General features: G+C 47.4%; 24 protein-coding genes and 1 other RNA gene. 4 read left to right on the top strand and 21 right to left on the bottom strand.

Annotation, left to right across the window (positions count from 1 at the left end; genetic code table 11):
- Nucleotides 1–72 precede the first annotated feature (72 nt).
- Nucleotides 73–1,407 (bottom strand): PhoH family protein, encoded by a 1,335-nt coding sequence (locus AAIH57_RS17365; protein WP_175397520.1) that lies wholly within the window; start codon nucleotides 1,405–1,407, stop codon nucleotides 73–75.
- A gap of 241 nt (nucleotides 1,408–1,648) precedes the next feature.
- Between AAIH57_RS17365 and AAIH57_RS17360 the strand changes: the two genes are divergently transcribed.
- A complete protein-coding gene (locus tag AAIH57_RS17360; RefSeq protein ID WP_175397519.1) occupies nucleotides 1,649–2,344 on the top strand; it encodes a YhcN/YlaJ family sporulation lipoprotein in 696 nt (231 codons plus the stop codon).
- A 7-nt stretch (nucleotides 2,345–2,351) separates the two neighbouring features.
- On the opposite strand, the gene AAIH57_RS17355 is transcribed toward AAIH57_RS17360, so the two are convergent.
- The 6 genes from AAIH57_RS17355 to AAIH57_RS17330 all read right to left on the bottom strand — a co-directional run bounded on the left by AAIH57_RS17355 (nucleotide 2,352) and on the right by AAIH57_RS17330 (nucleotide 8,124).
- Nucleotides 2,352–2,804, bottom strand: coding sequence for a pyridoxamine 5'-phosphate oxidase family protein (locus tag AAIH57_RS17355; protein WP_413035674.1), 453 nt, complete (start codon nucleotides 2,802–2,804; stop codon nucleotides 2,352–2,354).
- A gap of 92 nt (nucleotides 2,805–2,896) precedes the next feature.
- Entirely contained in the window at nucleotides 2,897–3,958 is a 1,062-nt protein-coding gene (locus AAIH57_RS17350) for an LCP family protein (RefSeq protein ID WP_175397517.1), read from the bottom strand.
- Between the two features lie 91 nt (nucleotides 3,959–4,049).
- Complete coding sequence (locus tag AAIH57_RS17345; RefSeq protein ID WP_175397516.1) at nucleotides 4,050–4,346, bottom strand: YlaH-like family protein; 297 nt, start codon at nucleotides 4,344–4,346, stop codon at nucleotides 4,050–4,052.
- A gap of 305 nt (nucleotides 4,347–4,651) precedes the next feature.
- Nucleotides 4,652–6,493: a translational GTPase TypA gene (typA, locus tag AAIH57_RS17340; RefSeq protein ID WP_175397515.1), complete on the bottom strand. Its 1,842-nt coding sequence runs from the start codon at nucleotides 6,491–6,493 to the stop codon at nucleotides 4,652–4,654.
- A gap of 178 nt (nucleotides 6,494–6,671) precedes the next feature.
- Complete coding sequence (locus AAIH57_RS17335) at nucleotides 6,672–7,166, bottom strand: hypothetical protein (RefSeq protein ID WP_430022509.1); 495 nt, start codon at nucleotides 7,164–7,166, stop codon at nucleotides 6,672–6,674.
- A gap of 298 nt (nucleotides 7,167–7,464) precedes the next feature.
- Entirely contained in the window at nucleotides 7,465–8,124 is a 660-nt protein-coding gene (locus AAIH57_RS17330) for a TerC family protein (RefSeq protein WP_175397513.1), read from the bottom strand.
- A gap of 105 nt (nucleotides 8,125–8,229) precedes the next feature.
- On the opposite strand from AAIH57_RS17330, the gene AAIH57_RS17325 reads away from it, so the two are divergent.
- On the top strand, nucleotides 8,230–8,931 hold the full coding sequence (locus AAIH57_RS17325) for a TerC family protein (RefSeq protein WP_175397512.1): 702 nt from the start codon (nucleotides 8,230–8,232) through the stop codon (nucleotides 8,929–8,931).
- Between the two features lie 98 nt (nucleotides 8,932–9,029).
- Here the strand turns inward: AAIH57_RS17325 and thiI are convergent, their stop codons facing one another.
- The 6 genes from thiI to AAIH57_RS17295 form a co-directional block, all read right to left on the bottom strand.
- Nucleotides 9,030–10,271 (bottom strand): tRNA uracil 4-sulfurtransferase ThiI, encoded by a 1,242-nt coding sequence (gene thiI / locus AAIH57_RS17320; RefSeq protein WP_430022508.1) that lies wholly within the window; start codon nucleotides 10,269–10,271, stop codon nucleotides 9,030–9,032.
- A gap of 6 nt (nucleotides 10,272–10,277) precedes the next feature.
- Nucleotides 10,278–11,426 carry a cysteine desulfurase family protein gene (locus AAIH57_RS17315; protein ID WP_430022507.1) on the bottom strand — a complete coding sequence of 383 codons (1,149 nt, stop codon included), beginning with the start codon at nucleotides 11,424–11,426 and terminating at the stop codon, nucleotides 10,278–10,280.
- 159 nt (nucleotides 11,427–11,585) lie between these two features.
- Nucleotides 11,586–12,329 carry a lytic transglycosylase domain-containing protein gene (locus tag AAIH57_RS17310; RefSeq protein WP_430022506.1) on the bottom strand — a complete coding sequence of 248 codons (744 nt, stop codon included), beginning with the start codon at nucleotides 12,327–12,329 and terminating at the stop codon, nucleotides 11,586–11,588.
- A 224-nt stretch (nucleotides 12,330–12,553) separates the two neighbouring features.
- A complete protein-coding gene (locus AAIH57_RS17305; RefSeq protein WP_430022714.1) occupies nucleotides 12,554–12,907 on the bottom strand; it encodes a hypothetical protein in 354 nt (117 codons plus the stop codon).
- Between the two features lie 98 nt (nucleotides 12,908–13,005).
- Nucleotides 13,006–13,224 carry a DUF1540 domain-containing protein gene (locus AAIH57_RS17300; protein ID WP_095289916.1) on the bottom strand — a complete coding sequence of 73 codons (219 nt, stop codon included), beginning with the start codon at nucleotides 13,222–13,224 and terminating at the stop codon, nucleotides 13,006–13,008.
- A 168-nt stretch (nucleotides 13,225–13,392) separates the two neighbouring features.
- Complete coding sequence (locus tag AAIH57_RS17295) at nucleotides 13,393–13,899, bottom strand: YpuI family protein (RefSeq protein WP_175397508.1); 507 nt, start codon at nucleotides 13,897–13,899, stop codon at nucleotides 13,393–13,395.
- A 285-nt stretch (nucleotides 13,900–14,184) separates the two neighbouring features.
- Between AAIH57_RS17295 and AAIH57_RS17290 the strand changes: the two genes are divergently transcribed.
- A complete protein-coding gene (locus AAIH57_RS17290; RefSeq protein WP_430022505.1) occupies nucleotides 14,185–16,059 on the top strand; it encodes a S8 family peptidase in 1,875 nt (624 codons plus the stop codon).
- Between the two features lie 114 nt (nucleotides 16,060–16,173).
- Here the strand turns inward: AAIH57_RS17290 and AAIH57_RS17285 are convergent, their stop codons facing one another.
- The gene (locus AAIH57_RS17285) at nucleotides 16,174–16,431 is read right to left on the bottom strand and encodes a hypothetical protein (RefSeq protein WP_175397506.1); all 258 of its coding nucleotides are present in this window, start codon (nucleotides 16,429–16,431) and stop codon (nucleotides 16,174–16,176) included.
- A gap of 86 nt (nucleotides 16,432–16,517) precedes the next feature.
- Nucleotides 16,518–18,038 (bottom strand): PLP-dependent aminotransferase family protein, encoded by a 1,521-nt coding sequence (locus AAIH57_RS17280; RefSeq protein WP_430022504.1) that lies wholly within the window; start codon nucleotides 18,036–18,038, stop codon nucleotides 16,518–16,520.
- A gap of 108 nt (nucleotides 18,039–18,146) precedes the next feature.
- Between AAIH57_RS17280 and AAIH57_RS17275 the strand changes: the two genes are divergently transcribed.
- Nucleotides 18,147–19,376, top strand: a complete 1,230-nt coding sequence (locus AAIH57_RS17275) for a PLP-dependent aminotransferase family protein (protein ID WP_430022503.1) — start codon at nucleotides 18,147–18,149, stop codon at nucleotides 19,374–19,376.
- 177 nt (nucleotides 19,377–19,553) lie between these two features.
- On the opposite strand, the gene rnpB is transcribed toward AAIH57_RS17275, so the two are convergent.
- The 6 genes from rnpB to AAIH57_RS17245 all read right to left on the bottom strand — a co-directional run bounded on the left by rnpB (nucleotide 19,554) and on the right by AAIH57_RS17245 (nucleotide 25,597).
- Nucleotides 19,554–19,962: RNase P RNA component class A (gene rnpB / locus AAIH57_RS17270), an RNA gene on the bottom strand.
- A gap of 82 nt (nucleotides 19,963–20,044) precedes the next feature.
- Nucleotides 20,045–21,160 (bottom strand): Nif3-like dinuclear metal center hexameric protein, encoded by a 1,116-nt coding sequence (locus AAIH57_RS17265; protein WP_430022502.1) that lies wholly within the window; start codon nucleotides 21,158–21,160, stop codon nucleotides 20,045–20,047.
- Entirely contained in the window at nucleotides 21,136–21,894 is a 759-nt protein-coding gene (locus tag AAIH57_RS17260; protein WP_430022501.1) for a tRNA (adenine(22)-N(1))-methyltransferase, read from the bottom strand. Before AAIH57_RS17260 ends, AAIH57_RS17265 begins: the two co-directional genes overlap by 25 nt.
- A gap of 183 nt (nucleotides 21,895–22,077) precedes the next feature.
- The gene (rpoD, locus tag AAIH57_RS17255; RefSeq protein ID WP_095289908.1) at nucleotides 22,078–23,217 is read right to left on the bottom strand and encodes an RNA polymerase sigma factor RpoD; all 1,140 of its coding nucleotides are present in this window, start codon (nucleotides 23,215–23,217) and stop codon (nucleotides 22,078–22,080) included.
- Nucleotides 23,218–23,260: 43 nt separating this feature from the next.
- Nucleotides 23,261–25,081, bottom strand: coding sequence for a DNA primase (gene dnaG, locus AAIH57_RS17250; protein ID WP_175397501.1), 1,821 nt, complete (start codon nucleotides 25,079–25,081; stop codon nucleotides 23,261–23,263).
- Nucleotides 25,082–25,129: 48 nt separating this feature from the next.
- Nucleotides 25,130–25,597, bottom strand: coding sequence for a YaiI/YqxD family protein (locus AAIH57_RS17245; protein WP_376768972.1), 468 nt, complete (start codon nucleotides 25,595–25,597; stop codon nucleotides 25,130–25,132).
- Nucleotides 25,598–25,659 lie beyond the last annotated feature (62 nt).

Here is a 25,659-nt window from a genome sequence, read left to right as displayed (position 1 = left end):
TTCAGCAAAAAAACCGGCTCAACCGAGCCGGCATTTTTTTTATATTTTCCCGGGAAATATACTCCGTTTAGCTTACAACAAATCAGCTGCCAATTGAGCCAGTTTGGAACGCTCTCCTTTTTCCAGCATAATATGTCCACTGATGCCTTCCTGCTTGAATCGTTCCACCACATACGTTAGACCGTTGCTTGCGGAATCCAGATAAGGATGGTCAATTTGTTCAGGGTCACCCATCAGTATAATTTTACTGCCTTCGCCTACACGAGAAACAATTGTTTTCACTTCATGACGGGACAGGTTTTGTGCTTCATCTACGATAATAAATTGACCAGGTATGGAACGTCCGCGAATATACGTTAGTGCTTCAACCTGAATACTGCCGAGCCCCATCAAAATTTTGTCAATATCTCCTGCCTTTTTTGTATCAAACAAAAATTCAAGATTATCGTAAATGGGCTGCATCCATGGTCTCAGTTTCTCTTCCTTTTCCCCTGGCAGATAACCGATATCCTTGCCCATTGGGACCACCGGTCTCGCAATCAGCAACTTTTTATATTTATGATCGTCTTCCACCTTAAGAAGGCCTGCAGCAAGTGCCAATAAGGTTTTTCCTGTCCCGGCTTTTCCCGTAATGGTAACGAGTGGTATATCATCGTTTAAAAGCAATTCCAGTGCCATACGCTGTTGTGCGTTTCGTGCACTAATGCCCCATACATTATCATTACTTAGGAACAACGGCTCAAGCTTGGTTCCCTCCGTGTTTACCTTTAGCAATGCTGATTTATTGGTCCCCATCTCATCCTTGAGAATCACAAATTCATTGGGATAAAGCTTATAGGACAACTGCAATGGTTTGATCGGCAGAAAACGATATGTGTAAAACTCATCGATTACCGACGGATGAACTTTCAAGGCTGTGTAGCCTGGATATAATTCACTGAGTCCTGCTGTCCGATCGGACAGGTAATCTTGAGTGAACAGACCGAGCACATCTGCTTTGATACGAACGAGTACATCTTTGCTGACCAGAACGACCTGCCGTTCCACGACTTCTTTCTCATTTTCTTCGATTTGATAATTGAGAGCCACCGCCAAAATCCGGTTATCATTGGATACTTCCCCGAACATTTCTTGTACCTTTACAAAACTGCGATGGTTGAGCTCAACTTTCAGGTTCCCTCCATTCGCCAGAGGCACGCCACTGTGCAGGTGACCAAGCTCACGCAAACCATCAAGTAATCGGGATACATTTCGGGCATTGCGGCCAATTTCATCAGCATTTCTTTTTTTGGAGTCAATTTCCTCCAGTACAACCGCGGGAATGATTACCTCATGTTCCTCAAAGGCAAATATGGCATTGGGGTCATGCAGAAGCACGTTGGTATCCAATACAAAAATCTTTTTCATTCAATCCCCTCCAAAGCGGCGTCGTTAAAGGCATGGGCTAGAACGTGAACTCGGGAATGCCGGATTCAATCATTGTATTTCGATGCAAAGGCAGTCCGTATTTTCCATTCCCAAGTTCATCTGTGATAGTGTGATCTTTCAGCAGCGGCATGGACAATCATGCTCCCATACATAAATGTATTCGTCTAGGACAAAATAATTGTCAACCATTCTGAAAAACTCCAAGAAAGGATGAACATTTATGAAATATTGGGTTTGCACGCTGCTTCTGATCTTTATACTTACAGGCTGCAACAACACCACTCGCAGCGCTTCACCGGAGCAGTATAAGACGCATCCAAGAAGTTACGGAGGTAACGTTACAACACAGCAAGATCAACAAAACGGATCTCACATGCTCTATACAGAGGATGACCGAATGAATCCTTCACGCCTTGACCGCTTCAATGAAAATACGGGTGAAGTTCATGAACTGAACGTTGCTGATGATAACCAAACAGGCCGGATGACCAACGATAATCGGATTAACCACCTCAAAGCGCTTGCGAAGCAAGTGGAAGGTGTCAAAGATGCCAACTGCGTCATCTTAGGCAATACAGCTGTTGTCGGCATTGATGTAGATGGTGAACTGGAGCGTGCACGCGTTGGCACTATAAAATACACGGTTGCAGAAGCGCTGCGCAAAGATCCCGAAGGCATTGATTCCATCGTAACTGCTGATGCGGATGTCACTGAACGCATTCGCGAAATCGGAGAACATATCCGCCAAGGGCATCCGATATCCGGTTTTGCTTCCGAACTAGCTGACATGGTTGGACGAATTATTCCACAACTCCCGAAAGACGTCAAAGTCCGTCAAAATCCGGATGAACAGGCTCCTGATGAACAGCAAATGCAGCAGCATTCCACGGACAAAAAGCAACAAAAAGCCCAGTGATTTCTCACTAGGCTTTTTTCATGGCAGCAAAAACCTGCTCATCCAATTTCTCAGCAGCACGCTGATCGTATATTTTGACATATTGAGGCACAGAGGATAGCTGGGCTCCATAAAACAGGGCATTCCTGACCGCTTCAATTGAAATGTCGAAACAGCACATATTAAAAGGAACATCCTGCAAAGGATCCTGTCGAACTGAAGCACGTCCGTTGATCGCATAGACCGTCTCTTCTCCAAATACCGTGACCGTGATCAACGGATTTTGTTTCATATTGTTCACCAGTCGTGAACGATGATCCAAAGCGACCCGAAGCGTAGAAGCATTCTCCGCATAAATCCAGGAGATCGCAGTAGACGTCGGGCCTCCTGATTCAATGTCAACCGTGTTTAGGAGTACAAACGTCTCATTCTTGAATTGCTGCAAAAGAGATTCAGTCAATTGTGTGACGGCTTCGGACATTAAACCAGCCCTCCTTAACCTACTTTATGCAATTCTTGATACTATGATTTATGCTATTATAACATACCCGGAAACTTGCTTCCAATCCCCAGCTATTCCCCCGCCGGCGAGGACGTTACTTTACCTGAGAGCGTATCTTGCAAAGCCTGTTTTGCATTGGCAAGTTCCGTCTCATTCACATATACATATGGACTTCTCCAGTCGCCAGTCACAGGTGTATAGTGAACATCCGATTTTGAAATATTCCAATACGTAGCGATGAAGTTCTTCATCTGTTCGGACTCTACATCCGTTGTCATGTTGTCATCTACAGCACCAATTACTTTGCTGATCTTCGTCACACCACCAAGTGATTTCATCTGATCCAGCATGGAATTCAGGACCTGGTTTTGACGTTTATTCCGGTCAAAGTCGTTGGATTCATCCGTTTTGGGATCACAGTTGGATTTACGGTAACGCACAAAGTCAAGCGCTTGCTTGCCATCCAGGTGCTGATCACCAGCAACCAGATTAATATCCGTACCATCAGCCGTATCCCTGTAACACATGTTTTTATCCACTGTCACATCCACGCCGCCCACAGCATCTACCACATCGCGGAATGCCTGAAAATTAAGCACCGTTGTGTAATTGATGTCTACGTCGAAATACTTGCCCATCATTTCTTTCATTTGATCCTCCGCATTTTTTCCGGAGGTTTTCTCTTGGGCTTTAAACTTGGGATAGTATGAATTCAGTTTATTTGCCTTGTATCCTTCCAGTTCAATCCGGGTATCGCGAGGCAAGGAGACAATCGTGGCCGTTTTCGTATCCGGGTTCATGGCTGCTACCATGACCACATCGGACAGATAGGTTCCCGTTTCAGGCCGGTTGTCCGTACCTAATAGCAGCATCGTAATGGGCTTCGTCTTTGCCGACATCCCCGGAGGCACTGGCTTGTTTATGCCGGTGTCTGCCACCTGGTTGTATACCCAGTAGAGATAACCGCCTCCTACAACAATGGCAATCACCAACAAGCTCAAAACGAGCTTAGCAAAAGTACGCATTCGCTTTTTCTTTTTGGGTGGTTTACCTTTACTGTTGCTGGACCCTGAAGCACTGGATTTGGTCGGTGCCTGTCTACGGGGAGGCAGTCCGTTCGAATTCGAGTTCATATCTTCAACACCTTTATCACATCTGTTTTTGTCCAAATAAAAGACATCCGCTTTCCCGAAGGAAAACGGATGGTCTGTACAAAGACAGATTTTATGAGTTTCTGGCGGCAGCTTCCGCCTTTTTCTTTTGACGACCTTCGATGAAATAGCGCACTCGCACTAACAACATCAGACCAACCGCTACCAGCAAACATTGAATAATGGGCAGCTTGTCGATCTGAAAAATAAGAAGCATGAATGTGCCCATCGCCATCAATAGATAAAGAAAGATTTCCTTCACAAGCGGCAATTTCTGACGTACCCGAAACACCTTGTTATATACGTAAGTAATCAGCACAAAGATGACGATGTAGGCTACGATCGGGTTTGATGCAAACCATGCTTGCATGCACAGTCAGCTCCTTTCGTGATCATGCTTGTATAAGTTATCTGGTTGATTTAACAAAACGTAATTGGGAATTCAAGCGAGCATTAGTGACCGTTTCGGGTTCGGATCGTTCTTTCGATCGCTGTTATCTCCAGATTTTTTGAACCATTTTTCAAATGGGAAAATCCGGAGATAAAGGCGAACGCTTTGCTTCTTCAGAATCGATTCCGTTCCCTCCACTACATATGCAGCATTAACCCAAATACAATTGGAAGACATCAAACGTTAACTTATACATACTATTTTTTGTTAGTTATGATTAAGCGTTATTTTGCAGCCATTTTACGTTGTTTCTCTGCACGCTCACGTTCGGATTTGTTCAGGATCTTCTTACGAAGACGAATAGATTTTGGAGTAATCTCACAATATTCATCTTCATTCAGATATTCAAGCGCCTGTTCCAATGAGAAGATAATCGGAGTTTTAATTTTAACCGTATCATCTTTACCTGAAGAACGAACGTTAGTTAATTGTTTTTCTTTGCAGATATTTACAACGATATCATTGTCTCGTGTATGCTCACCAACAATCATACCTTCGTAAATTTCTGTTCCAGGCTCAAGGAAGAGCGTACCACGATCCTCAACACCCATCATTCCATAGAACGTAGATGTACCCGTTTCAGTTGAGATCAGTACACCTTGGTGACGTCCACCCACTTGACCGGATACTACTGGAGCGTAGCTGTCAAATGCATGGTTCATTACACCATAACCACGAGTCAATGTCAGGAAGTTGGTGCTGTATCCAATCAGACCACGTGCAGGAATCAGGAACTCCAGACGTACTTGACCGCTACCCGAGTTAACCATGTTCACCATTTCTGCTTTACGTGCGCCCAGGCTCTCCATGACGGAACCCATGCTTTCTTCAGGGATATCAATCAATAAGCGCTCAAGAGGTTCCATTTTCTTACCGTCAATTTCTTTGACGATAACTTCTGGTTTGGATACTTGAAGCTCATATCCTTCACGACGCATATTTTCAATCAGGATACCGAGGTGAAGCTCACCACGTCCGGAAACGATAAATGCATCTGGGCTCTCTGTTTCTTCAACACGAAGGGATACGTCAGTTTCCAATTCTTTCAACAAACGCTCGCGCAGTTTACGGGAAGTTACCCATTTACCTTCACGGCCTGCGAATGGACTGTTGTTTACGAGGAATGTCATTTGCAGTGTTGGCTCATCAATTTTCAGAACCGGCAAAGCCTCAGGGTTGTTCGGGTCAGCAATCGTTTCACCGATGTTGATATCCTTAATACCCGCGATCGCAACGATGTCACCTGCGCCAGCTTCCTCTGTCTCAACACGTTTCAGACCTTGGAAACCAAACAGTTTCTCGATACGAGCTGTTTTGCTTTTGCCATCACGCATAATAACAGTAACGGATTGGCCTTGACGAATCACACCGCGGTTTACACGACCGATAGCAATACGTCCGAGGTACTCATTGTAGTCCATCAGCGTAACGAGGAATTGCAGTGGCTCTTCAACGTTCTCTGTTGGATGAGGGATATGACTTACGATGGTATCGTAGATCGCCATCATGTTGTCATCTTGTTTGGCAGGATCGTCTTCCATGCTGGATGTTCCGTTCAATGCGGAAGCATATACGACAGGGAATTCAAGTTGTTCATCGCTGGCACCCAGTTCGATAAACAGGTCAAGTACTTCATCAATAACCTCAGCCGGACGAGCCGCTGGACGGTCAATTTTGTTTACAATAACGATCGGAGTCAGGTTGTGCTCCAGTGCTTTACGAAGTACGAACTTCGTTTGTGGCATACAGCCCTCATAAGCATCAACAACGAGCAATACTCCGTCAACCATTTTCATGATACGTTCTACTTCACCACCGAAGTCGGCGTGTCCTGGTGTATCTACAATGTTGATCAGATAGTCTTTATAGGTAATAGCCGTGTTTTTGGCCAAAATCGTAATACCGCGTTCACGCTCCAGATCGTTGGAGTCCATTGCGCGCTCCTGTACCGTTTCGTGATCACGGAAAGTACCGGATTGCTGGAGCAACTTGTCGACTAGCGTTGTTTTCCCGTGGTCGACGTGGGCAATAATCGCAATATTGCGAATGTGTTCTCTTGAATGCATGGTTTGTATCCATATCCTTTCCAATTTCAATTCTTATCTACTAAACTTCCCGCTTTTCTGCAGGTTACTCACCCAAAATAAGCGTCGGTGATATCCCGACGCATGTCTTTATCCCTTATATTATAGTTGATCATAGCTAAAAATCAAGATATTTCGCTTGGAGGAACATCTGGGAATGTTACCAGCCCCTCCGTGGACGCCCTCGTCCAAGCAGCAGCCAGATCCCGCCCAAAATGAGAAGGACAGCTAACACATAGATAATTCCGGTGTGAAGCAAGGTGAAACCGAACAATACAATGGACAGCGCGCCAATAGCCAATGCTGCTGGCAACACGAACTCGGGTCTATGGCGTTCTGCGAGCCCATATTCCAGCAAACCAATGGCAATTCCCAGCAACAAGGCAGGCCACAGGCTGCTCATCAGCCCTCCACCCCATGTGTTCGTAATGCCGAATAAAATGCCATATACGGTTAACATCCCTGCCGGAAAAAGCGACCAGGCGGGGGATATTCTTGCATAATACAGGGCGTGGAGAGCAATTCCCGGCAGCAAAATAAGCAAAGGCCAGAAATGACGTCCAATAAAGCCAAACACCCCAAGTTTGCCAAGCAAAATAAAAATACCTGCGGCCACAATAAATATTCCGATCGCTTTTTCATTTCTCATGTTCATCTGCACTCACCTCTTATATCATTTGGCTATGTAGGTTGTAAGCTAAACAAATTAGTCTTTTCATGATGACCAGCTTTCGTAATCCTGCCTCTAGTGTAGCCCATGTTTTTGCAAAAAACTATACTTGATGTCGCATTTCGTCACAGTTCTATCATGTATTACCCCAAGGGGGCTGGATCATCCCTCATCCACCAATTTTTACAACATGGTACGATTGAATTCAACAAAAAAACCGTCCTCGGCAGACGGTTGTCCTCCACTGTATACTGTTATTCTGCTGCCTACCCAGACCACCAGTTTATACATTCCGCCTTACAAACTTATGCGCTCCTCCGACCGCAATGACAAGACCCGCCATCGCTACCGGAAGGAGAGTGTGGGCTTCAGCCGCCAAGCTGCCGAGCCATTGACCCAGCTTCGGATCGCTCATCACCATTTCTCCCGCTGTGAAGGCCAAAATTCCTGAACCGGCAAACACCAGTATCGGAAATCGCTTCAGCAAACCGACGATTAAACCACTCCCCCACACCACAATGGGAATGCTAATCGCAATTCCGATGACGATAAGTGCCAAGTCCCCTTCAGCCAATGCTGCAATGGCAAGTACGTTGTCCAAACTCATTACAAAATCAGCAATCAAAATCGTCTGAACCGCTTTCCAAGTCGTGGAAGCTTCCCGAATATGTACTTCATCTTCATTTTGAAGCAGGAGTTTCACGGCAATCCAGAAAAGCAATATCCCACCGGCTGCCTGTATGAATGGAATCCCCAGCATTAACACCGCTGCAAATGTCAACACACATCGAAGTACGACGGCACCAAAAGCCCCCCACCATACGGCTTGCTTGCGCTGCCTTTCAGGCAGATCCTTACTCGCGAGAGCAATAACTACCGCATTATCTCCACTCAAAACCAGATTGATCATTAAAATTTCAGTCAACAGCCACAATGTATCCATGCTTCTCCTCCCCCCACTCTTACTTGTATGTCAAAGTTGTCCATGCTATTCTTAACGATTGAACAAGCTTTTTAGGGTTCGGACATATAGAAGGAGTGACAGCATATGGAGCTATTTAGCGCTGTTTTTTGGCTTGCTTTGTTGAAAATTGTATTTATTGATCTCATGCTGGCTGGCGATAATGCAATCGTTATTGGTCTTGCAGCACGTAATTTGCACCCTTCAGTGCAGAAAAAGGCGATTCTCTACGGGACAGCAGGCGCCCTAGTGATCCGGATTGTAGCCACAGTCGTTGTACTTTGGCTGCTCAAGGTACCTTGGCTGCTGCTGGTTGGTGGCATCTTGCTGATCTGGATTGCCTATAAGTTATTGGCCGACCAGGGTGAGGAGCATAATGATATCAAGGCAGGCAGCTCCCTATGGGTTGCTGTACGGACTATCGTTATTGCAGATGCCGCCATGGGACTGGACAATGTCATTGCGGTGGCAGGCGCGGCTGAACAGCATTTGGTGCTTGTTATCATCGGACTTCTGATCAGTGTCCCGATTATCGTATGGGGAAGTACCCTATTCATCAAGCTGATCAATCACTTCCCATGGATTATTTATGTTGGGGCTATTGTACTTGGTTATACCGCCTCACACATGATTACCGAGGAACACCGACTTGTGCCATTCTTCACCGAGCATCCCGCACTGCGCATTCTGTTTATCGTTCTGGTCGTTGCAGGTGTGGTGTTTGCAGGATACCGTAAACGCTCAAGCAACAATAGACGCAGCGGGGAACAGCAGCGTTCATACTCATAGGCACCAAACAAAAAGGACTGACCGATTTTCCATCGGCCAGTCCTTTTTCCATTTAAGGTAACATAGTCCTTATTATGTCATCCACCATCATCAGATCATCAGAACCAGTCTTCCTTGATCTCGTTCTCTTTGTTCTCATCGGTTGCAGGGGCTGATTCACCTGCATGAAGAACGATGGTTTCCGTCTGAGCCACAGCTTCCTCTATCCATTCAGGCAGTTGGCTCATTGTCGCTTCTATTTTATCCACGATGCGAAGGTTCGGGTTCGTGGTAGGTGATTTCGGCACAAACAGGGTGCAGCAATCCTCGTAAGGCAGAATCGAGATATCATATGTCCCAATCTGTTTGGACAGTGTAATAATTTCCTGTTTGTCCATCATCACCAGAGGGCGCAGAAGCGGAAGTTCCGTGGCACGCCCAATGACATTCATGCTAGGCAGCGTCTGGCTTGCCACTTGTCCAAGACTATCTCCGGTAATAATTGCAAGGGCACGCTCACGTTCAGCCAGCTTCGTTGCAATTCGCAGCATGGAGCGACGCATCAGTGTAATGATGAGATTGTCCTGTCCTAACTGGGTAAAAGCCGTTTGAATCTCTGTAAAAGGAACCAGGTGCAGCTTTATTGTACCTGCATGATCAGCCAAGGCTCGGGCAAGGTCGATTACCTTCTCCTTCGCACGCTGGCTGGTGAACGGGTAACTGTAAAAGTGTACACATTCCACTTCCAGTCCACGACGCATGGAAGCCCAGGCTGCAACAGGACTGTCAATTCCACCGGACAGCAGCATCATTGCTTTGCCATTTGTACCGAGAGGGAACCCGCCAACGGCAGGAATCACTTCATTGAAAATGTACGTTCCTTGATCCCGAATCTCTACTCGCAGTTCGATGTCCGGGTTACGTACATCCACGCTAAGCTGTTGAAATTTTCTTAGAATCGGGGAACCCACCATGTGATTCATTTCATGTGAAGAATGCGAAAACTCTTTCCACACCCGGCGGGTGTTCACTTTGAAGGTTGTGCCTTCCTTGAACTCATGCTCCCTCTCATCCATAAAAGCAACAGCCGTTTCCACGATATCTTCAAGCACTGAAGGCGTTACTTTGACCGGGCTAATGGACATGACACCAAACACCCGTTTCAGTACTGCGATCAATTCCGTGTGTGATTCACCACCGAGATCCACGTACAATCGCCCAAATTCCTTGCGCAGGCTTGCGCCGGGGTACGGCTTAAGCAGTGCTCTCACCTGAGTGATGATCGTTTTCTCGAATCGTGCACGATTTTTACCTTTTAACATAAATTCTCCAAAACGGAGAAGCAGCATATCGTATTTCATTTGACTTTACATCCGCCTTTCCAACGGGCGCAGCTGCGCCACCATCTGATGCAGCGCCTGCTCCAGCAAGGCCACATCTTCTTCTGTATGTTCATCCCCAAGACTGATCCGCAGTCCACCTGCAGCGTTAGCCGCATCTCTTCCCATCGCAAGCAATACCCGGCTAGGCTCGGCAGACCTGGAGGAGCAGGCCGATTGCGTAGATACGGTAATTCCGAGTTGTTCCAGCGTATGGAGCGCCACCTCAGCCTTCATGCCGGGATAAGAAAAATGGATAATGTGAGGAGCACCATCTTTCCGGCTGTTCAGGACGAGTCCTGGAATCGTTTCGATAGTCTCCATAATTCGATCTCTCAACACGGTTGTACTCCTAGCAAAATCCAACTGCCGTTCTTCAGCAAGACGCATTGCCTTCGCCATACCTACAAGTAAGGGGACATTTTCGGTTCCAGCCCTCATGCCCTGCTCCTGTGAACCACCAGATAACAAGGGAGTAAGCTCGACCCCACTCCTTACATACAGAAGCCCCGCTCCCTTGGGTCCACGGATTTTGTGAGCAGACAAGCTGTACAGATCAGCACCCCATGATGCGGGCTTCGCCTCCAATTTGCCAAATCCCTGCACTCCATCGACATGAAAAAGGATGCGAGGTGCTTCTCTTTTTAAACGATTGCCGATTTCTGCAACGGGCTGGATGACCCCTGTTTCATTGTTTACATGCATCAGGCTCACAAGAACCGTATCCGGTCTTAATGAATCCATAATCTGCTGAGCGCTAACGCGGCCATCGGAATCCACGGGCACCCAGGTCACTTCCCATCCCCACTGCTGCAATTGCAAAAAACTTTCGTATACCGAAGCATGTTCGGTAGCCGTGCTAATGATATGTTTTCCGCGCGACTGATATCTTAATGCTGCCCCTTTGATCGCAAGATTGTTGCTCTCGGTTGCTCCGGAAGTGAACACGATCTCCTCGGGCTTAACACCTACGGCAGCTGCACAACCGGATCGTGCCCGTCTCAGCAGTTGATCGGCTCGCTCTCCGTACCCATGAATGGATGAAGGATTGCCATAATGAGCCTCCATAATTTCAGCCATCGTTCGAACCACGTCTGAATCAGGAGGAGTCGTTGCTGCATAATCAAAATATTTCAAATGAGGTCAGACCTCCTTCAGATGTTCTTATGAACCTACAGTGAGCATTGTAACACGATCCCGCCCCAACACAAAAAGACCAAACAGGAACAGGCCGGGTTTCCATGCATGCTCCTGAATTGATCTCTTCCTCAACTCGCTGTAAAAATAGTCTTTGACTTAAGCCGTATATTTCGACTGTGCCTTTTCCACTTTGGAAATGTACGCCTGGGTCTCGGCAGGCAGAAGGTGAAGTACGCTCATCAATTCACTGTCATTGGACACACCCAGACGGGAAACGCGCCCTGGGCCGGCATTATAAGCCGCAAGCGCCATCTTCACTTCGCCACCAAAACGCTGAAGCTGAAGGGAAAGATATTTGGTTCCGGCATCTATATTTTGAGCAGGGTCAAAGGCATTGCTTATCCCCAATCCAGCAGCTGTACCATCCATTAATTGCATCAGACCCTTGGCACCGGCAGAGGATACCACATTGGGATTAAATCCGGATTCCGTATCAATCACAGCCTTGATCAGAGATTCAGGTACACCATACTTGGCACTTGCCGTGGCGATCAAAGATTCAAAATCCGTCGGTACGGATGATGTAGAATCAACGCCCCCCGTGTTCGTAAGAGACGATAAAGATACACTCTCACTGCTGCTGGAGGCAGTATTGGAATCCGAATTATACAAACTGCCCAGTTGTAACCATAACAAGCCGTCACTTGATCTTTTGGAGAGGCCAACGGACGTTGAAGAAGATGCCTCGCTACTGCTTGTATCCGCACTTAACAGCCCGTCCATCATATTGGCGAAGTCCACAGATGAACCAGTCGTTTCACCTGACACATTCGTTTGATTGGCAACATTGGACAATTGCAATTCCAGTAATTGCCGTGACCCGCTTGGATCAATCTGCATCTCTTATCCCACTCCCGTATAAATAAACGTATATTATGCCTATATTCTACATCGTTTTACAAAAAGGTTCCATTGTTTTCAGAAAATAATCCATTATTATCCTCATATTTGCGCAAATATGAAAAAACCTTCTCCATAGCCCGTATTGACGGGAAGGCAGAAGGTTAGAAATACTGATCATTTAGAAAAAATTTATTCTATTCTTTGCAACTGCTGACATGAATTTAACGGGCAAATGGAATCATGAAGAAATAACTGATCGTAGCGAGTGCGCCAAGTCCAATGGACCAAGCTCCTGTCGTTTTACGGCCGTTCACATAAGCATAGTAACCAAGCACGGCTGCAGCCGGGCCAAGTACGATAGACCACATGAATAAGGATGCAATCCCGCAAGCAAGTCCAATATAACCGGAGACTTTACCGGTTGACTCCATGATGCGGTCAGCTTCATGCTTTTCGGGGGCTGCTGCAGCACGCTCCGGGCGTTCTGTACGTACGGAAGCCGGAGGAGCTACTTCTGCGCCGTACTCCTCGCGATGTTCACGTCGTGGATAATCCACACGTTCACGTTTTTTCACATTTGCCGGAGTGGCGGTTTTGGATCGATGAAATGGATAATCCTCTTTGTTGTCATTCTTCACTTCAAAGCACCTCCATTATGAATAGGGATGACTGCTCACTTCGGTTTGAATGTGTGACAGCATGTTGCTGAGGAAGTACGCGCATGATCCTGATGATCTGAATCAAACGTTTCCCCGGCAAATTCTTCATGCAAGCGGCGGGTAGCATGTTGGTCAATGTCAATCATGATGGCATCAGCATGACAAAAATTGTTTTCTCCCCAGAAATGACAGTTGGACACGCTGCATTTGACAATTGGCTTGTCTTGGCTCATTTATTTATCACCTCGACCTCTATTGTCTCCCCAGCGTAAATCGGCTATTCTCTGGCGAGATGTCAGATGATGACATGCATTCGGATTTGTTTTTATAGTTAAAACACGCCAAAAAACCGCCATTGCTGGCGGTTTCATCCATTTTGTATCGTAAGTTAATTGTTACGTTTATGCGTGATTGCGTTGATTCTGCATCCGACGCTGAGTCAAATAGTCACTTTCATAATAGGCCAAATCATCGCGCAGTTCTTCGTATGTTTTGGAAATTTCAAGAATAACATCGCGTACTGCCCGAACCGGCTTGTCACGGAAGCGAATCGCATCCTGACCTGTATAAGCATATCTTCCATCTTCGGAATAGCATTCATTTTTCGGATAGAAAAAGCTGTTTACACATTGGTGATACGTGTTATAGAGAGCCTTTTCGGCAAAATCAACATCAAAATTGGCACGACGCAGCACAACGCCAAGTTTTTCGTAAGAAACTTCAGAAAAAACAAGCAAATGACGGAGATCCGAAAGAAATCCTTTGTAGAAGGTTGTTGATTCTTCCGTCTGATTCTGATCCAATTCAGGCAAAGCATTTTCATTCAAAAATTGTTCGATCCGATCGATAGCAGGTTTTAACTTTTCCCTAGTTGACTCACAAGTTTTCTGTACATTGGCTGCTGACATAAAGGTAGCTCCCCCTTAAATAAGTCCTTACATATAGGCCGGCCACGGTGGTTGTCCCCTGACCTTGAATTCTCAGCTACTATCCTACCATAAAAAGATGACGAGCGGTATCCCTTAATCATCCTTTACATAACCTCCACGATCCTTACCTAATATAAGAAGTCTGTTCCGATTTCACCTGCATAAAAATAACCTCTTTTCCTAACGATAGAACTATGCCAAGGACAACGATGAATACAGAACTCATGACTGCTGTCCAAAATACAAGAGGAGGTTATATCCCCCATGTCCAGACCTAAATGGATAAACTGGGCCATTGCCGCTGGTGCGGGAGCGCTTGCGCTGACCTTGCTGCTTCCGACATCCAACCGTCCTGCACCTGAGCCCAGTGCCATGCCCGATGCTCCTCATGAGGAACATGCGAATAAACAGCAACTGAAAGTTCAGGATGTAAAAGCAACAGATTTATTGACTCGTATGGATGCCAAGCAGCATCTCAGCATTATGCTTGAGAAGAGCGCCACCATGAGTGATGCTGAGTTTGGCCGTTACATTCAAGATGTACAGCATACACACGAACACATCAGATCCATCGATGTACTGGATACCAAAGGCTCCACCAGCAAACATTTCGCGAAAGCCTCCGGTGAAGGAAGCAAGGTGGAGCAGCAAAAACTGGAGCACTCCCTTAACCTAGCCAAAAAAGCCGTTATGAAACGCAAAAGCTTTGAATCTTCCTCATTTCCTCTAGGCAAAGAAAAATACTTCGTGATGGGAGTGCCCTCCAAGGATGGCAAAAAAGCAGTGATTGCACTCTTTAGCCAAAACGTTCTGAACGCGGTGGAACAGCATCAGCGCAAAAACCTTCGCATGATTCCTTACCCGCGTGAGGGCAAATTCAAAATCGAATCCGTGCATCCAGATACCTTAAACGAGGTGACTGTAAAAACAGGACATGATAACGCCAATGCCAGCCATTTTTACGAAAATGAAATCGTTATTCGTTTCCGGCAGGAGCCGGGTGAACGGGATATGCGGATCATTAAATCCGATCTCCGTACCCAATCCGCACGAAAGCTGGGATACACCTACGTATTTCGCTCAGAACACATGAATTACGAGCAGCTGCATTCCTATTTCGAACGCAAATGGAATCCGCTGTATATGGAACCCCACTACATGTATTTAACCAATGAGACCGCAGCTGAACAAACCGATGTCACGATTCCCAACGATATTTTGTTCTCCGATTATCAATGGAATCTCCCCGCCATCGAAACCAATCGCGGCTGGAACCTTACAAAAGGGAAAGAAGACGTCATTGTTGCCGTAGTGGATACCGGAGTAGATCTGAATCATCCAGATTTGAAGGGCAAGCTGCTGGAGGGATATAACGTCGTGGATCCTAAAAGCAAACCACTTGACGATGTGGGCCACGGCACTCACGTAGCCGGAATCATTGGCGCCATAGTCAATAACAGTGAAGGCGTGGCCGGCATGAGCTGGTATAACAAGGTTCTCCCCGTGAAGGTGCTGGACAATTCGGGATCAGGAACCACATATGCTGTTGCCGAAGGCATTATCTGGGCAGCAGACCATGGGGCCAAGGTCATCAATATGAGTCTGGGTAATTATGCCGACGCCCAATTTCTGCATGATGCCATCAAGTATGCCTTTGATCGGGATATTGTCCTGATTGCTGCGACGGGCAATGACAACACCGAACGACCTGGATACCCTGCCGCATATCCGGAAGTGTTCGCAGTATCTGCAACCGATCCGGATATGAACAAAGCTTCGTACTCCAACTACGGGGATTACGTGGATGTGATGGCGCCGGGCTCCAGCATCGCAAGCACCTACCCCAATAATCAATATGCTGCCTTATCCGGAACGTCGATGGCCAGTCCGCATGTCGCTGCACTTGCAGGCCTAATTCGATCGTTGAATCCGGATCTCACCAATACGGAGGTTATGGACCTGATGCGTCAGAGCGTCATCGACCTTGGTGATCCAGGTCACGACAAATATTATGGTTATGGTCAGGTCGATGTTTACAAAGCCCTTCAAGCCGCTTCAAGCAACAGTGCACCCTTACAGTTTTGGCCTCAGCATGTGAGGCAGCAGATGGATAACACGATGAAAAAATATACCAAGTAGCAGAATGTGGTAACTCTTCTTCGATTGGGTTGATAAAAAAACAAAAGCAGCTGCGCCCCGGGGCGTATGCTGCTTTTTAGCTTGTTATCTATTCCCCCGGGGCACCCGCTGCGACTAGCGTTTGCGGGACGTTGTGCGGGCTTTGCCTGATTTTTTCACGGCTTTTTTCTTGCTGTTATGGCTGGATACATAACAAGGATCTTCTTCTTTGACAACGACAGGATACAAGTGGTGATGAACCGGCACACAGTGTGTTTTTTTGATAACTTCAATCGGGTGAATTACCGGTACGATTTGCGGAACGTAGTAATCCTCAACAACCTGGATCGGGTCACAGACAATCGGGCAAAGCGGTGGACAGTAATGGTTCATTTCAAAACCAACTCCCTTTCAAGTGATACTATAACGTATTGCATCAGGACGAAAGTGGATTGGATGTATGTCCTTGTTCCCGAAAATTAAATAAGCGGCAGCCTGTCCGCCGTTGTCCCACCCTGCCTAGGCATGACCTTCTCAATAACGCTGCACAATACCCGAAGTCCTTCACACAAGCGCTCCAGATTCGTCACCGTAAAACAGATACGCAGACTCGCTGTATCCGTCTCACCTACATAACAGGCAGATCCCGGCAGAAAAGAAACCCCTGCAGCAAGGGACTGACGGTGCAGCTCCCGCATATCCAGACCATCCGGCAGCTGGATCCACAGATTCAACCCGCCTTCAGGCAAAGTCCAGTACATACCCGGCACACCGTGTTTCTCCAGAACATCGGATGCTGCCCGGAGCCTGGTGTACAATTCTTCCCTTAATCGAGGAATGTATGAGCTGTACTGATGCTGAATGAAGGATTGAAGAGCCTTTTGAGTAAGCAGGGGACTCCCCAGATCTGCCGTGGATTTGGCTGCCACCAGACGGGTCAGCACGCTTCCATCTGCGATTGCACAGGCCACGCGGCAGCCTGGAGACAGCACCTTGCTGAAACTTTTGATATAAACGACATGGCCGGTACCATCCAGCGATTTAATGGGTGCCGGTGGAGATTCGCGGAAGTAAAGATCGGCAAACGGATCATCCTCCAAAATGAGACAATGATAACTTTGGGCCAAATTCAACAATTGTGCCCGCCTTCTGGCACTCATCGTAATGCCTGTCGGATTGTGATAGGTTGGGATGGTATAGATCAACTTCGGCGGGTATGTATCACAGAGACGTGTTAACAGATCTATACGCATCCCTTCACCGTCCATCGGTACGGTAATGATTTTGGCCCCCCTGCTTGTAAATACATCAATTGCCCCCGTGTAAGTAGGAGCCTCCATGTACACCACATCCCCAGGTCCAACGAACGTGCGAGCAACAAGATCAATCCCCTGCTGTGTGCCGCTTGTAATCAGCATCCGCTCAGGAGCAACATGGAGCCCCCTTTCGGTAAAATGGCCTGCAAAGGTTTGGCGAAGCTCCCGATCCCCCTGAAATGAGCCGTACGCTGCCATACGTTCCGGATGGTCGGAGGACAGCCGGTATGCACTATCGATAATTTCACTCGTAGGCAGCAGTTCGGGCTGGATGGCAGACATATGTAATTCGTACTGAACCTGTGGAGAAGCGTCAAAATGACGCCAGAGCTGTGCCCGCGGCAAATAATCCACAAGTGCCATCTGCCAGTTCCATGGGGTGTTGGCATCATGATTTCGCTCCCCTAGGTGATTTTTCTCGATTTCCCCCGTTTTTCCCAGCTCTTGTGCCCCTCGTACATAACACCCTTTCCCCTGTGAGCAAGTTATTAGTTGAATGGCCTCAAGTTCGGCATACGCCTTGGACACGGTAACCAGACTCACTCCCAGGTCTGCCGTCATTTTCCGGACAGACGGCAGGCGAGTTCCAGGTTCGATCAGGCCGGAACGAATTCGGTCTGCCAGTGTGAGCGCGATCTGAATATACAACTTGGTGCTGCTTCCTCGTTTTAATTCAATGTGCATATGCCCGCTCCCCCAACTGTTATCATCCACATTTTACTGTTATATAGCATTCCGTCTATTATAGTTTATAATATTAGTATAACAGTGAATAACAGGAGATGAGAACAGATGAATATCCCTTGGTCCAAAATGGCTTTAAACACCCCGTCCTCTGTCGTTCGCGACATGCTTCAGGCCGCTCAGGCGCCTGGAATGATCTCACTTGCCGGAGGTTTGCCAGCGCAGTCGTCATTCCCAGTGGAAGCCATACGTGATGCGTACCATCAGGTGTTTATGAGCGGCGCCGCTGCCCTTCAATATGCAGAAACGGAAGGCTTCAGACCGCTGCGTGCCAAAATTGCCGAGCGTCTGGAATCCAAGGGCATTCCCGCTTCCCCCGACCATATGCTCCTGACTACAGGATCACAGCAATCTATAGATCTGGTCTGCCGCATTCTGCTCGATCCCGGTGACCGTGTACTCGTGGAGTCTCCAACCTACCTGGCTGCTCTTCAAGTCATCCATTCTTACCAGGCTGAATCTCACGGTGTAGCCTGTGATGAAGAGGGAATGCTTCCCGAGTCCCTTGAAGAACAATTAAAACTGCAGCGTCCGAAACTGGTGTACATTAATCCGACATTCTCCAACCCATCGGGTAAAGTATGGAGTCGCGCCAGAAGACAGCAGGCCGTTGACCTGTGTCGTAAATATGGAGTACTGATTCTGGAGGACGATCCATATGGCGAAATCCGGTTTAATCCGGAACAGTTGGATGCACCTTCACTCGTGGAACTGGATGCAGCATCCTATGAAGGACCGTCCAACGTCATCTATACCAGCACATTTTCCAAAACAGTAGCCCCGGGTCTTCGCACGGGTTGGATTCTTGCTTCTGCGGATATTATCAAGATCGCCGCACGTGCGAAACAGGGAGCCGATCTGCATTCCAGCAGCATCGACCAGAGAGCTCTTCATGCCCTGCTCGAAACGTTTGACCTGGATGGACATATTCGCAGTATCTCGAAAGATTACGCAAAACGGATGAACAAAATGACTTCACTTATGACAGACAAAGCCTGGGAGGGCATCAGTTGGAATTCCCCGCAAGGGGGAATGTTCTTGTGGTTGGAACTGCCTGAAGCGATGTCAGCCAGCAATTTGTTTACCTACGGTATTCAGGAAAAGGTGTGCATTGTCCCTGGTGATTCGTTTTACGCTGGAACTCCCGAATTGAATCGGATGCGGATCAATTTCACGCACACAGACCCTGAACTGCTTCCTGAAGCGGTAGAACGTATGGATCGTGCCATTCAGCGCTGGCATGCCTCTGTACAATCCGATACAGCTGTTACACTGTAATAAACTGTCATTAGCTGTATTATGAACTGAATTACAATTTCAAAACAAATGAGCACAAAAAAATAAGGCGGCAGATTCCGAGATCATCGGTTTCTGTCGCCTTATTGATGTTTAAAATTAAAAGTACTATTACAGCTTCTTAGTAAGTAGTTCATTAACACTTCATGTTGTTGCAGTTAGGAAAGCTTACCGTAAGCCGGGTTCTGTGCTCTTCGTGGTTCAGACGGGAACTACCCTCCCACCACAAGCGACAATCATCTATCTAGGCCATGCATTGCTGCACAGCTCAAGCGACCAACCTAGACACACCTCGGGCTAAGGCTGCCTCCTCCGAAGAGTCGACTGTGTCCCATTAGGTCTTGCTCCAGATGGGGTTTACCAGGAACGAAGTCACCAGCGTTCCTCGGGGTCTCTTACACCTCGGTTCCATCCTTGCCTGTGCCGGAAGATCCGGCCATCGGCGGTCCATTTCTGTGGCACTATCCTTCAACTCGCGCTGACTGGACGTTATCCAGCATCCTGCCCTGTGGAGCCCGGACTTTCCTCTCGTGGCAACAAGGCCACCAGCGATTGTCTGTCAAGCTTTCCGAACAACATTACATAGTATACAGGCATTTGGGTTCACAAACAAGCTTAATATTACTGGAAACGGATGATCCGAATATTGATTAAATAAACCGGAACACTTCCGTGTTGACCTCCGAGGCGGTTACTTGCGTATCATAGCGCTTATCTGCCAAGCGGGAACGGAGCCAGTCGGCTGTTTTGGGTTTCATAATCTTTTCGGCATTGTGCCCGGCGTCGATGATGCACATGCCTGCCATCAGCGCATCGTGAGCAGTATGATAATCAATATCTCCTGTAACGATGACATCGGCTCCCTTGAATCGTGCGGTCATGGTATAACGGCTTCCTGAACCGCCAAGGACTGCCGCTTTTTTGATCTGTCGATTCAGATCCCCTACTACACGAACGTAAGGCACGTCCAATTGGGCCTTCACGACCTCGACGAGCTCACCCAGTGTCTTGGGCTGCTTGAGTGGCCCTAATCGTCCCAGACCAAGCGTACGGCCCTTTAGATCCATCGCATACAGATCATAGGCCACTTCTTCATACGGATGTGCTTTCAGCATCGCTTGGACAACTTTGCTGCGCAGGCTCTGCGGCACAATGGTCTCAATACGCATCTCCTCGACACGCTCCATCTGACCCTGTGCGCCTATATAAGGCTGTGTCCCTTCTCCGGGGACAAAAGTGCCCATTCCTTCCGTGTTGAAGCTGCATTTGCTGTATTGGCCAATGCTGCCGGCCCCTGCTTCCAGAATGGCTTGAAGCACCTGCTCATGATGCGTACGCGGGACAAATACAGCCAGCTTGTACAGATGGTCTGTATGTACATCTTCCAATGACTCCTTGCTCTCGATGCCAATCGCCTCTGCCATCCAGTCATTCATCCCGCCTTCAGCCACATCCAGATTCGTATGACTGATATATACGGCAATATCATGCTTGATCAGTTTTTCATACAATTTCCCCATCGGTGTATCCGTATTGAATGATTTTACCGGCCGGAAAATAATAGCATGGTGTGCAATGATCAGATTGGCACCAATCCGAATGGCCTCTTCGACAACTTCATCTGTCACATCAAGCGCGATCAGCACGTGATTTATCTCTTTTTGCAAACTGCCCAGCTGCAGACCAATGCGGTCGTCTGGTACAGCCAGATGTTTGGGAGCCAGCTGCTCCATCAGTTGAATTACCGTTTGACCTTTGGCAAACATTCGAGTACCTCCTTCAGGTTTACAATCAGACGTTCCACCTCAGCAGCCTTCTCACGGGAAGAGTCCTGATCGGATTTCGAGATGGATTGCACCACGCCCTTCAGTTTAACGATCTCACTTTCCCACTTCGCAAAAAATACGTCCGTTGGTCGATCAACCAGATACGGACCCATGCGCAGCAAAAGTTCCTTCGTCAAAACAACTCCGCCTTCAAGCGGCCTGGCCAGGTACACTTCATCATTGGCAATTGGACTGGATGCTTGCGGCATAGCTGTAATAATCTCATAGATCTTGCCATCTTCCTCGAGCAATTGTTCGGCTACGACTACCCAATGATGATCCAGCAACCAGCCTCTGAGAATATCTTCACCCACATTGGGTTGAAGGATAAGCATCTTCACCTCTTCCAGCTTGGAAAGGCCACGATCCAGTATGGAGGCAATCAATGCCCCGCCCATTCCCGCAATCGTAATAACATCCACTTCACCTGTAGAGATGACTTCAAGTCCGTCTCCACGGCGCACAGTGATCTGTTCCTGCAGCCCTGCATCACTCACCTGCTTGCGTGCAGCCTCGTAAGGTCCCGGGTTAACTTCACCAGCCACAGCACTTGCAGCTTTTCCGCTGCGAACAGCCGCTACAGGAAGCAAAGCATGATCTGAGCCAATATCCGCTATACGGCTGCCTTCAGGGATTTGGTCATGTATTTGTTGTAATCGATTCGAAAGTTTCATGAAGCACCTGCACATTCATTTAATTTATTGATTTGCATTGGACAACGAAAAGCGATAAAATGAAATCCAATCAAACATTTCAAGGATTAATTACCAAAACCAAGCAATTAAGATGTTTCATTTAAAAATAAAGGAGACCTCGCCGCCGCCTGAGCGGCCTGCGAAAAGTCTCCCATAGTTCTGTTATTCGAGGAAATCCTTAAGCCGTTTGCTGCGGCTTGGGTGACGCAATTTGCGAAGAGCCTTGGCTTCGATCTGACGAATACGCTCACGCGTAACCCCAAATACCTTGCCCACTTCTTCCAGCGTTCTCGTCCGTCCATCGTCCAGACCAAAACGAAGGCGAAGCACATTTTCTTCACGCTCTGTTAACGTATCCAGCACGTCTTCAAGCTGTTCTTTTAGCAATTCATAAGCAGCAGCATCTGCTGGAGCCAACGCTTCCTGATCCTCGATAAAATCGCCCAGATGGGAATCGTCTTCTTCACCAATCGGTGTTTCCAGGGAAACCGGTTCCTGTGCAATCTTCGTGATCTCACGCACTTTCTCCACGCTCAGATCCATTTCAGCTGCGATCTCTTCCGGCGTTGGTTCGCGTCCAAGCTCCTGCAACAACTGACGGGATACCCGAATCAGTTTATTAATCGTTTCTACCATATGAACAGGAATACGAATGGTACGTGCCTGATCGGCAATGGCACGTGTGATCGCTTGACGAATCCACCAAGTAGCATACGTACTGAACTTGTAACCCTTCTTGTGGTCAAACTTTTCAACTGCCTTGATCAGACCCATGTTTCCTTCCTGAATCAAGTCAAGGAACAACATACCGCGTCCTACATAACGCTTGGCGATACTGACTACAAGCCTGAGGTTGGCTTCAGCCAGTCGGCGCTTCGCTTCTTCATCCCCATTTTCAATCCGCTTAGCCAGTTCCACTTCGTCATCAGCAGACAGCAAAGGCACACGACCAATTTCCTTCAGATACATACGAACAGGGTCATTGATTTTGATACCTGGAGGCAAGCTCAGATCATCATCAAAGTGGAATTCATCGTCTCCCTCTCTGCTGTTGTTTTCTGAGTCATCATTAGGGCGAAGTGTAACCTCTTCATCATTTTCGTTTACAACGTCGATCCCCAGGTCGCTTAGTTGTTCGTAAAACTCATCCATTTGCTCTGCATCCTGCTCAAACGGGGAGAGTTTCTCAATAATTTCCTTGTAATTCAGCGAAGCTCTTTTCTTGCCTGATTCAATCAGTTGATCTTTAACCTGATCCAGCGTCAATTCTGTTTCTAGTTCAGTATGCTGATCATTCGCCATAACTCGACTCCCTCCTCCCTAGAAACATCCAACTCACGGACATTTACTGTCTCTCTAGGGCAATCATTTCAGTTGCGATTTGCGCCGCGCGTACAAAATCCCCTGCACGCTCTGCAGCAATCATTTCTTCTTTTTTTAGATCGTACTCTTTTTTGCGCGGATATTTCAGCACTTCCCTGATACAATCATCGAGCATCTGAACGTTCCATTCACCCGGGCCATCCATCATTGAGATTGAACTGACGGTTTTCTCCAATCGGTCATCATGCAATGAGGACATAAAACGGCTTGTATCCGGCGATTTGCCTTGCGCATAGTAGGCATATAGATAAGCAGCAATAGCTGCATGATCATCCAAGTTAAAAGCTTCACCAAGATGCTCATTCACATACTGTGCAGCCTCGTCATCCTGAAGCATCCAGGCCAGAAGTTTACGCTCAGCAGCATGGTAAGCCGGCAACAGATTGGGTGTAGGCACCTGCCTATTTTGTTGCCTACCATTATTCCACCTTTTCGGGTTATTATCCCCATACTGCTCGTTATTTTTCATGGACTGGCGCTCTTCATTGCACTCCTGCTTGAGTGTCTCAAAAGATACATCCACTTCAGCAGCCAGTTCACGTAAGTAAACTTCGCGTTCTGTTGGGGAAGACAATGGAGCAATCAGCTTTACCGCTTCCCTGGAATAGGCGATTAGACCGCCGCCTTCTAGCAGTATATGGTTTTTTTTAAGGTTTATAAGCTTAAATTTTGTTGTGGTTACAGCACCTTCTACAATCTGGTTGCGAAACCGTTCACCACCGTACTTGCGGATAAAGTCATCCGGATCAAGTCCCTCGGGTATAAGAGCAACCTTAACTTGCAGCCCGGCCTCCTCCAGAATGGGGAAGTTTTTAAGTGCAGCAGCCTGTCCAGCCCGGTCCCCGTCATAACAGATAATGACTTCGTCGCACATGCCCTTGAGCATGAGGGCCTGATTCTCGGTCAGCGCTGTACCCATGGCCGCAACTCCGTTCTGGATCTCTTGATCCCAAGCGGAGATCACGTCCCCATAACCTTCGAACAAAATAGCTTGTCTTTGTTTGCGGATTGCATTTTTGGCCTGATGCAGATTATAGAGAACACGGCTTTTGTTAAATAACCGGGTTTCCGGTGAATTTAGGTATTTTGGCTGCCCGTCTCCCAAAATGCGACCTGCAAATGCAATCGGTTTTCCGCTTCTGCCATTAATCGGGAACATGACCCTGTCTCGGAAGCGGTCCACATAGCCCTGACCCTCATTCCGCTGTGACAGAAGACCACCCTTTTCCATCTCTTCAAGCGGAAAGTTGCGTTTCTCCAGAAATTGCACCAGCGTGTCCCAGCGATTCGGCGCATAGCCAATCTGGAACTGGTCAATCAGCTTGTCGCTAAAGCCGCGCGAGCGCAAATAATCCATGGCTGCCTTTCCATGCTCTGTATTTTTCAATAAGAAATGATACAGTTTTGCAGTAAGCTCATACGCCTCCAGCAGACGTTCGGTCTCCGGATTCACATGAGCGGATTCACGCCCCTGCCAGTCTCCCATTGAAATGTGACTTTCTTCTGCCATCGTTTTGACAGCCTCGGGAAAGGATAACCCTTCGATTTCCATCCTGAATTTGATGGCATTTCCACCCGTGCCGCAACCGTAGCAATAGAAAATTTGTTTCTCTGGTGTGACCGTGAACGAAGGCGTCTTCTCCGAATGAAAAGGGCAGAGGCCTTTCATGTATTTCCCCTGCTTGGTCAGATGCACAAATCTGCTCACCGTATCGACAATATCATGCTGCTGTAACACCGATTCAATAATGCTTTCGGGTATACCGCCTTGTCCGGTACTCATCTAGGGCCACCTTCATCTCTTTCAACACGTAAATATAATTCGCTAAACTTACACATTCTCCTGCAAATCTTTTAAAAGTTTTGTCAGTTTATGTTGAAAAATTTCCCGATCCTGCTCTGTGAAAGGCTTTGGGCCCTTCCCATAATGCCCTCTTTTTCGTGCTTTGGCGGCAGTATGACGGGAATCAAGCATAAAATCAATATCACGATCATTAAATTCGCGACCACGAAATGATAAAACATAACAACGTTTGCCAAGCGCGAGCGCAGCCAGTCCATAATCCTGTGTAATGACTACATCATAGGCCTTAATATGGTTGGCGATGTACAAATCCGCGCTCTGATCACTGCGGTCCACTTGCACCGTTCGTACCCCTTCTCCGCCCTGAAGCAAATGATCAAAGGAAGATACCAACAATACGGGGATATTAAAACGGCGGGCCGTTTCCGCAATCTCCGCTTTCACTGGGCAAGCATCACCGTCCACAACAATGTGGCGTATATTCAACTCACTCAACCTCAGGATCACCCGGTTTCATAAAATAGCTGCATATTGTTATATACGACTTCCGCCAGCCA

The sequence above is a fragment of the Paenibacillus sp. MABNR03 genome (assembly GCF_050455445.1).
In the GTDB taxonomy this organism is placed as follows: domain Bacteria; phylum Bacillota; class Bacilli; order Paenibacillales; family Paenibacillaceae; genus Paenibacillus; species Paenibacillus xylanilyticus.
The sequence above is the reverse complement of the archived record's forward strand: the minus strand, read 5'-3'. Positions and strand labels throughout refer to the sequence as shown.

What these genes read in the sequence shown, in the direction of transcription:
- AAIH57_RS17265 (WP_430022502.1), bottom strand. Translation starts at nt 21,160, where the DNA reads ATGTTTGCCAAAGGTCAAACGGTAATTCAACTGATGGAGCAGCTGGCT.
- typA (WP_175397515.1), bottom strand. Translation starts at nt 6,493, where the DNA reads ATGCATTCAAGAGAACACATTCGCAATATTGCGATTATTGCCCACGTC.
- AAIH57_RS17360 (WP_175397519.1), top strand. Translation starts at nt 1,649, where the DNA reads ATGAAATATTGGGTTTGCACGCTGCTTCTGATCTTTATACTTACAGGC.
- AAIH57_RS17285 (WP_175397506.1), bottom strand. Translation starts at nt 16,431, where the DNA reads ATGAACCATTACTGTCCACCGCTTTGCCCGATTGTCTGTGACCCGATC.
- rpoD (WP_095289908.1), bottom strand. Translation starts at nt 23,217, where the DNA reads ATGGCGAATGATCAGCATACTGAACTAGAAACAGAATTGACGCTGGAT.
- AAIH57_RS17300 (WP_095289916.1), bottom strand. Translation starts at nt 13,224, where the DNA reads ATGAGCCAAGACAAGCCAATTGTCAAATGCAGCGTGTCCAACTGTCAT.
- AAIH57_RS17290 (WP_430022505.1), top strand. Translation starts at nt 14,185, where the DNA reads ATGTCCAGACCTAAATGGATAAACTGGGCCATTGCCGCTGGTGCGGGA.
- AAIH57_RS17260 (WP_430022501.1), bottom strand. Translation starts at nt 21,894, where the DNA reads ATGAAACTTTCGAATCGATTACAACAAATACATGACCAAATCCCTGAA.
- thiI (WP_430022508.1), bottom strand. Translation starts at nt 10,271, where the DNA reads ATGAAATACGATATGCTGCTTCTCCGTTTTGGAGAATTTATGTTAAAA.
- AAIH57_RS17310 (WP_430022506.1), bottom strand. Translation starts at nt 12,329, where the DNA reads ATGCAGATTGATCCAAGCGGGTCACGGCAATTACTGGAATTGCAATTG.
- AAIH57_RS17280 (WP_430022504.1), bottom strand. Translation starts at nt 18,038, where the DNA reads ATGCACATTGAATTAAAACGAGGAAGCAGCACCAAGTTGTATATTCAG.
- AAIH57_RS17330 (WP_175397513.1), bottom strand. Translation starts at nt 8,124, where the DNA reads ATGGATACATTGTGGCTGTTGACTGAAATTTTAATGATCAATCTGGTT.
- AAIH57_RS17335 (WP_430022509.1), bottom strand. Translation starts at nt 7,166, where the DNA reads ATGAACATGAGAAATGAAAAAGCGATCGGAATATTTATTGTGGCCGCA.
- AAIH57_RS17275 (WP_430022503.1), top strand. Translation starts at nt 18,147, where the DNA reads ATGAATATCCCTTGGTCCAAAATGGCTTTAAACACCCCGTCCTCTGTC.
- AAIH57_RS17345 (WP_175397516.1), bottom strand. Translation starts at nt 4,346, where the DNA reads ATGCAAGCATGGTTTGCATCAAACCCGATCGTAGCCTACATCGTCATC.
- AAIH57_RS17325 (WP_175397512.1), top strand. Translation starts at nt 8,230, where the DNA reads ATGGAGCTATTTAGCGCTGTTTTTTGGCTTGCTTTGTTGAAAATTGTA.
- AAIH57_RS17295 (WP_175397508.1), bottom strand. Translation starts at nt 13,899, where the DNA reads ATGTCAGCAGCCAATGTACAGAAAACTTGTGAGTCAACTAGGGAAAAG.
- AAIH57_RS17350 (WP_175397517.1), bottom strand. Translation starts at nt 3,958, where the DNA reads ATGAACTCGAATTCGAACGGACTGCCTCCCCGTAGACAGGCACCGACC.
- AAIH57_RS17355 (WP_413035674.1), bottom strand. Translation starts at nt 2,804, where the DNA reads ATGTCCGAAGCCGTCACACAATTGACTGAATCTCTTTTGCAGCAATTC.
- dnaG (WP_175397501.1), bottom strand. Translation starts at nt 25,081, where the DNA reads ATGAGTACCGGACAAGGCGGTATACCCGAAAGCATTATTGAATCGGTG.
- AAIH57_RS17365 (WP_175397520.1), bottom strand. Translation starts at nt 1,407, where the DNA reads ATGAAAAAGATTTTTGTATTGGATACCAACGTGCTTCTGCATGACCCC.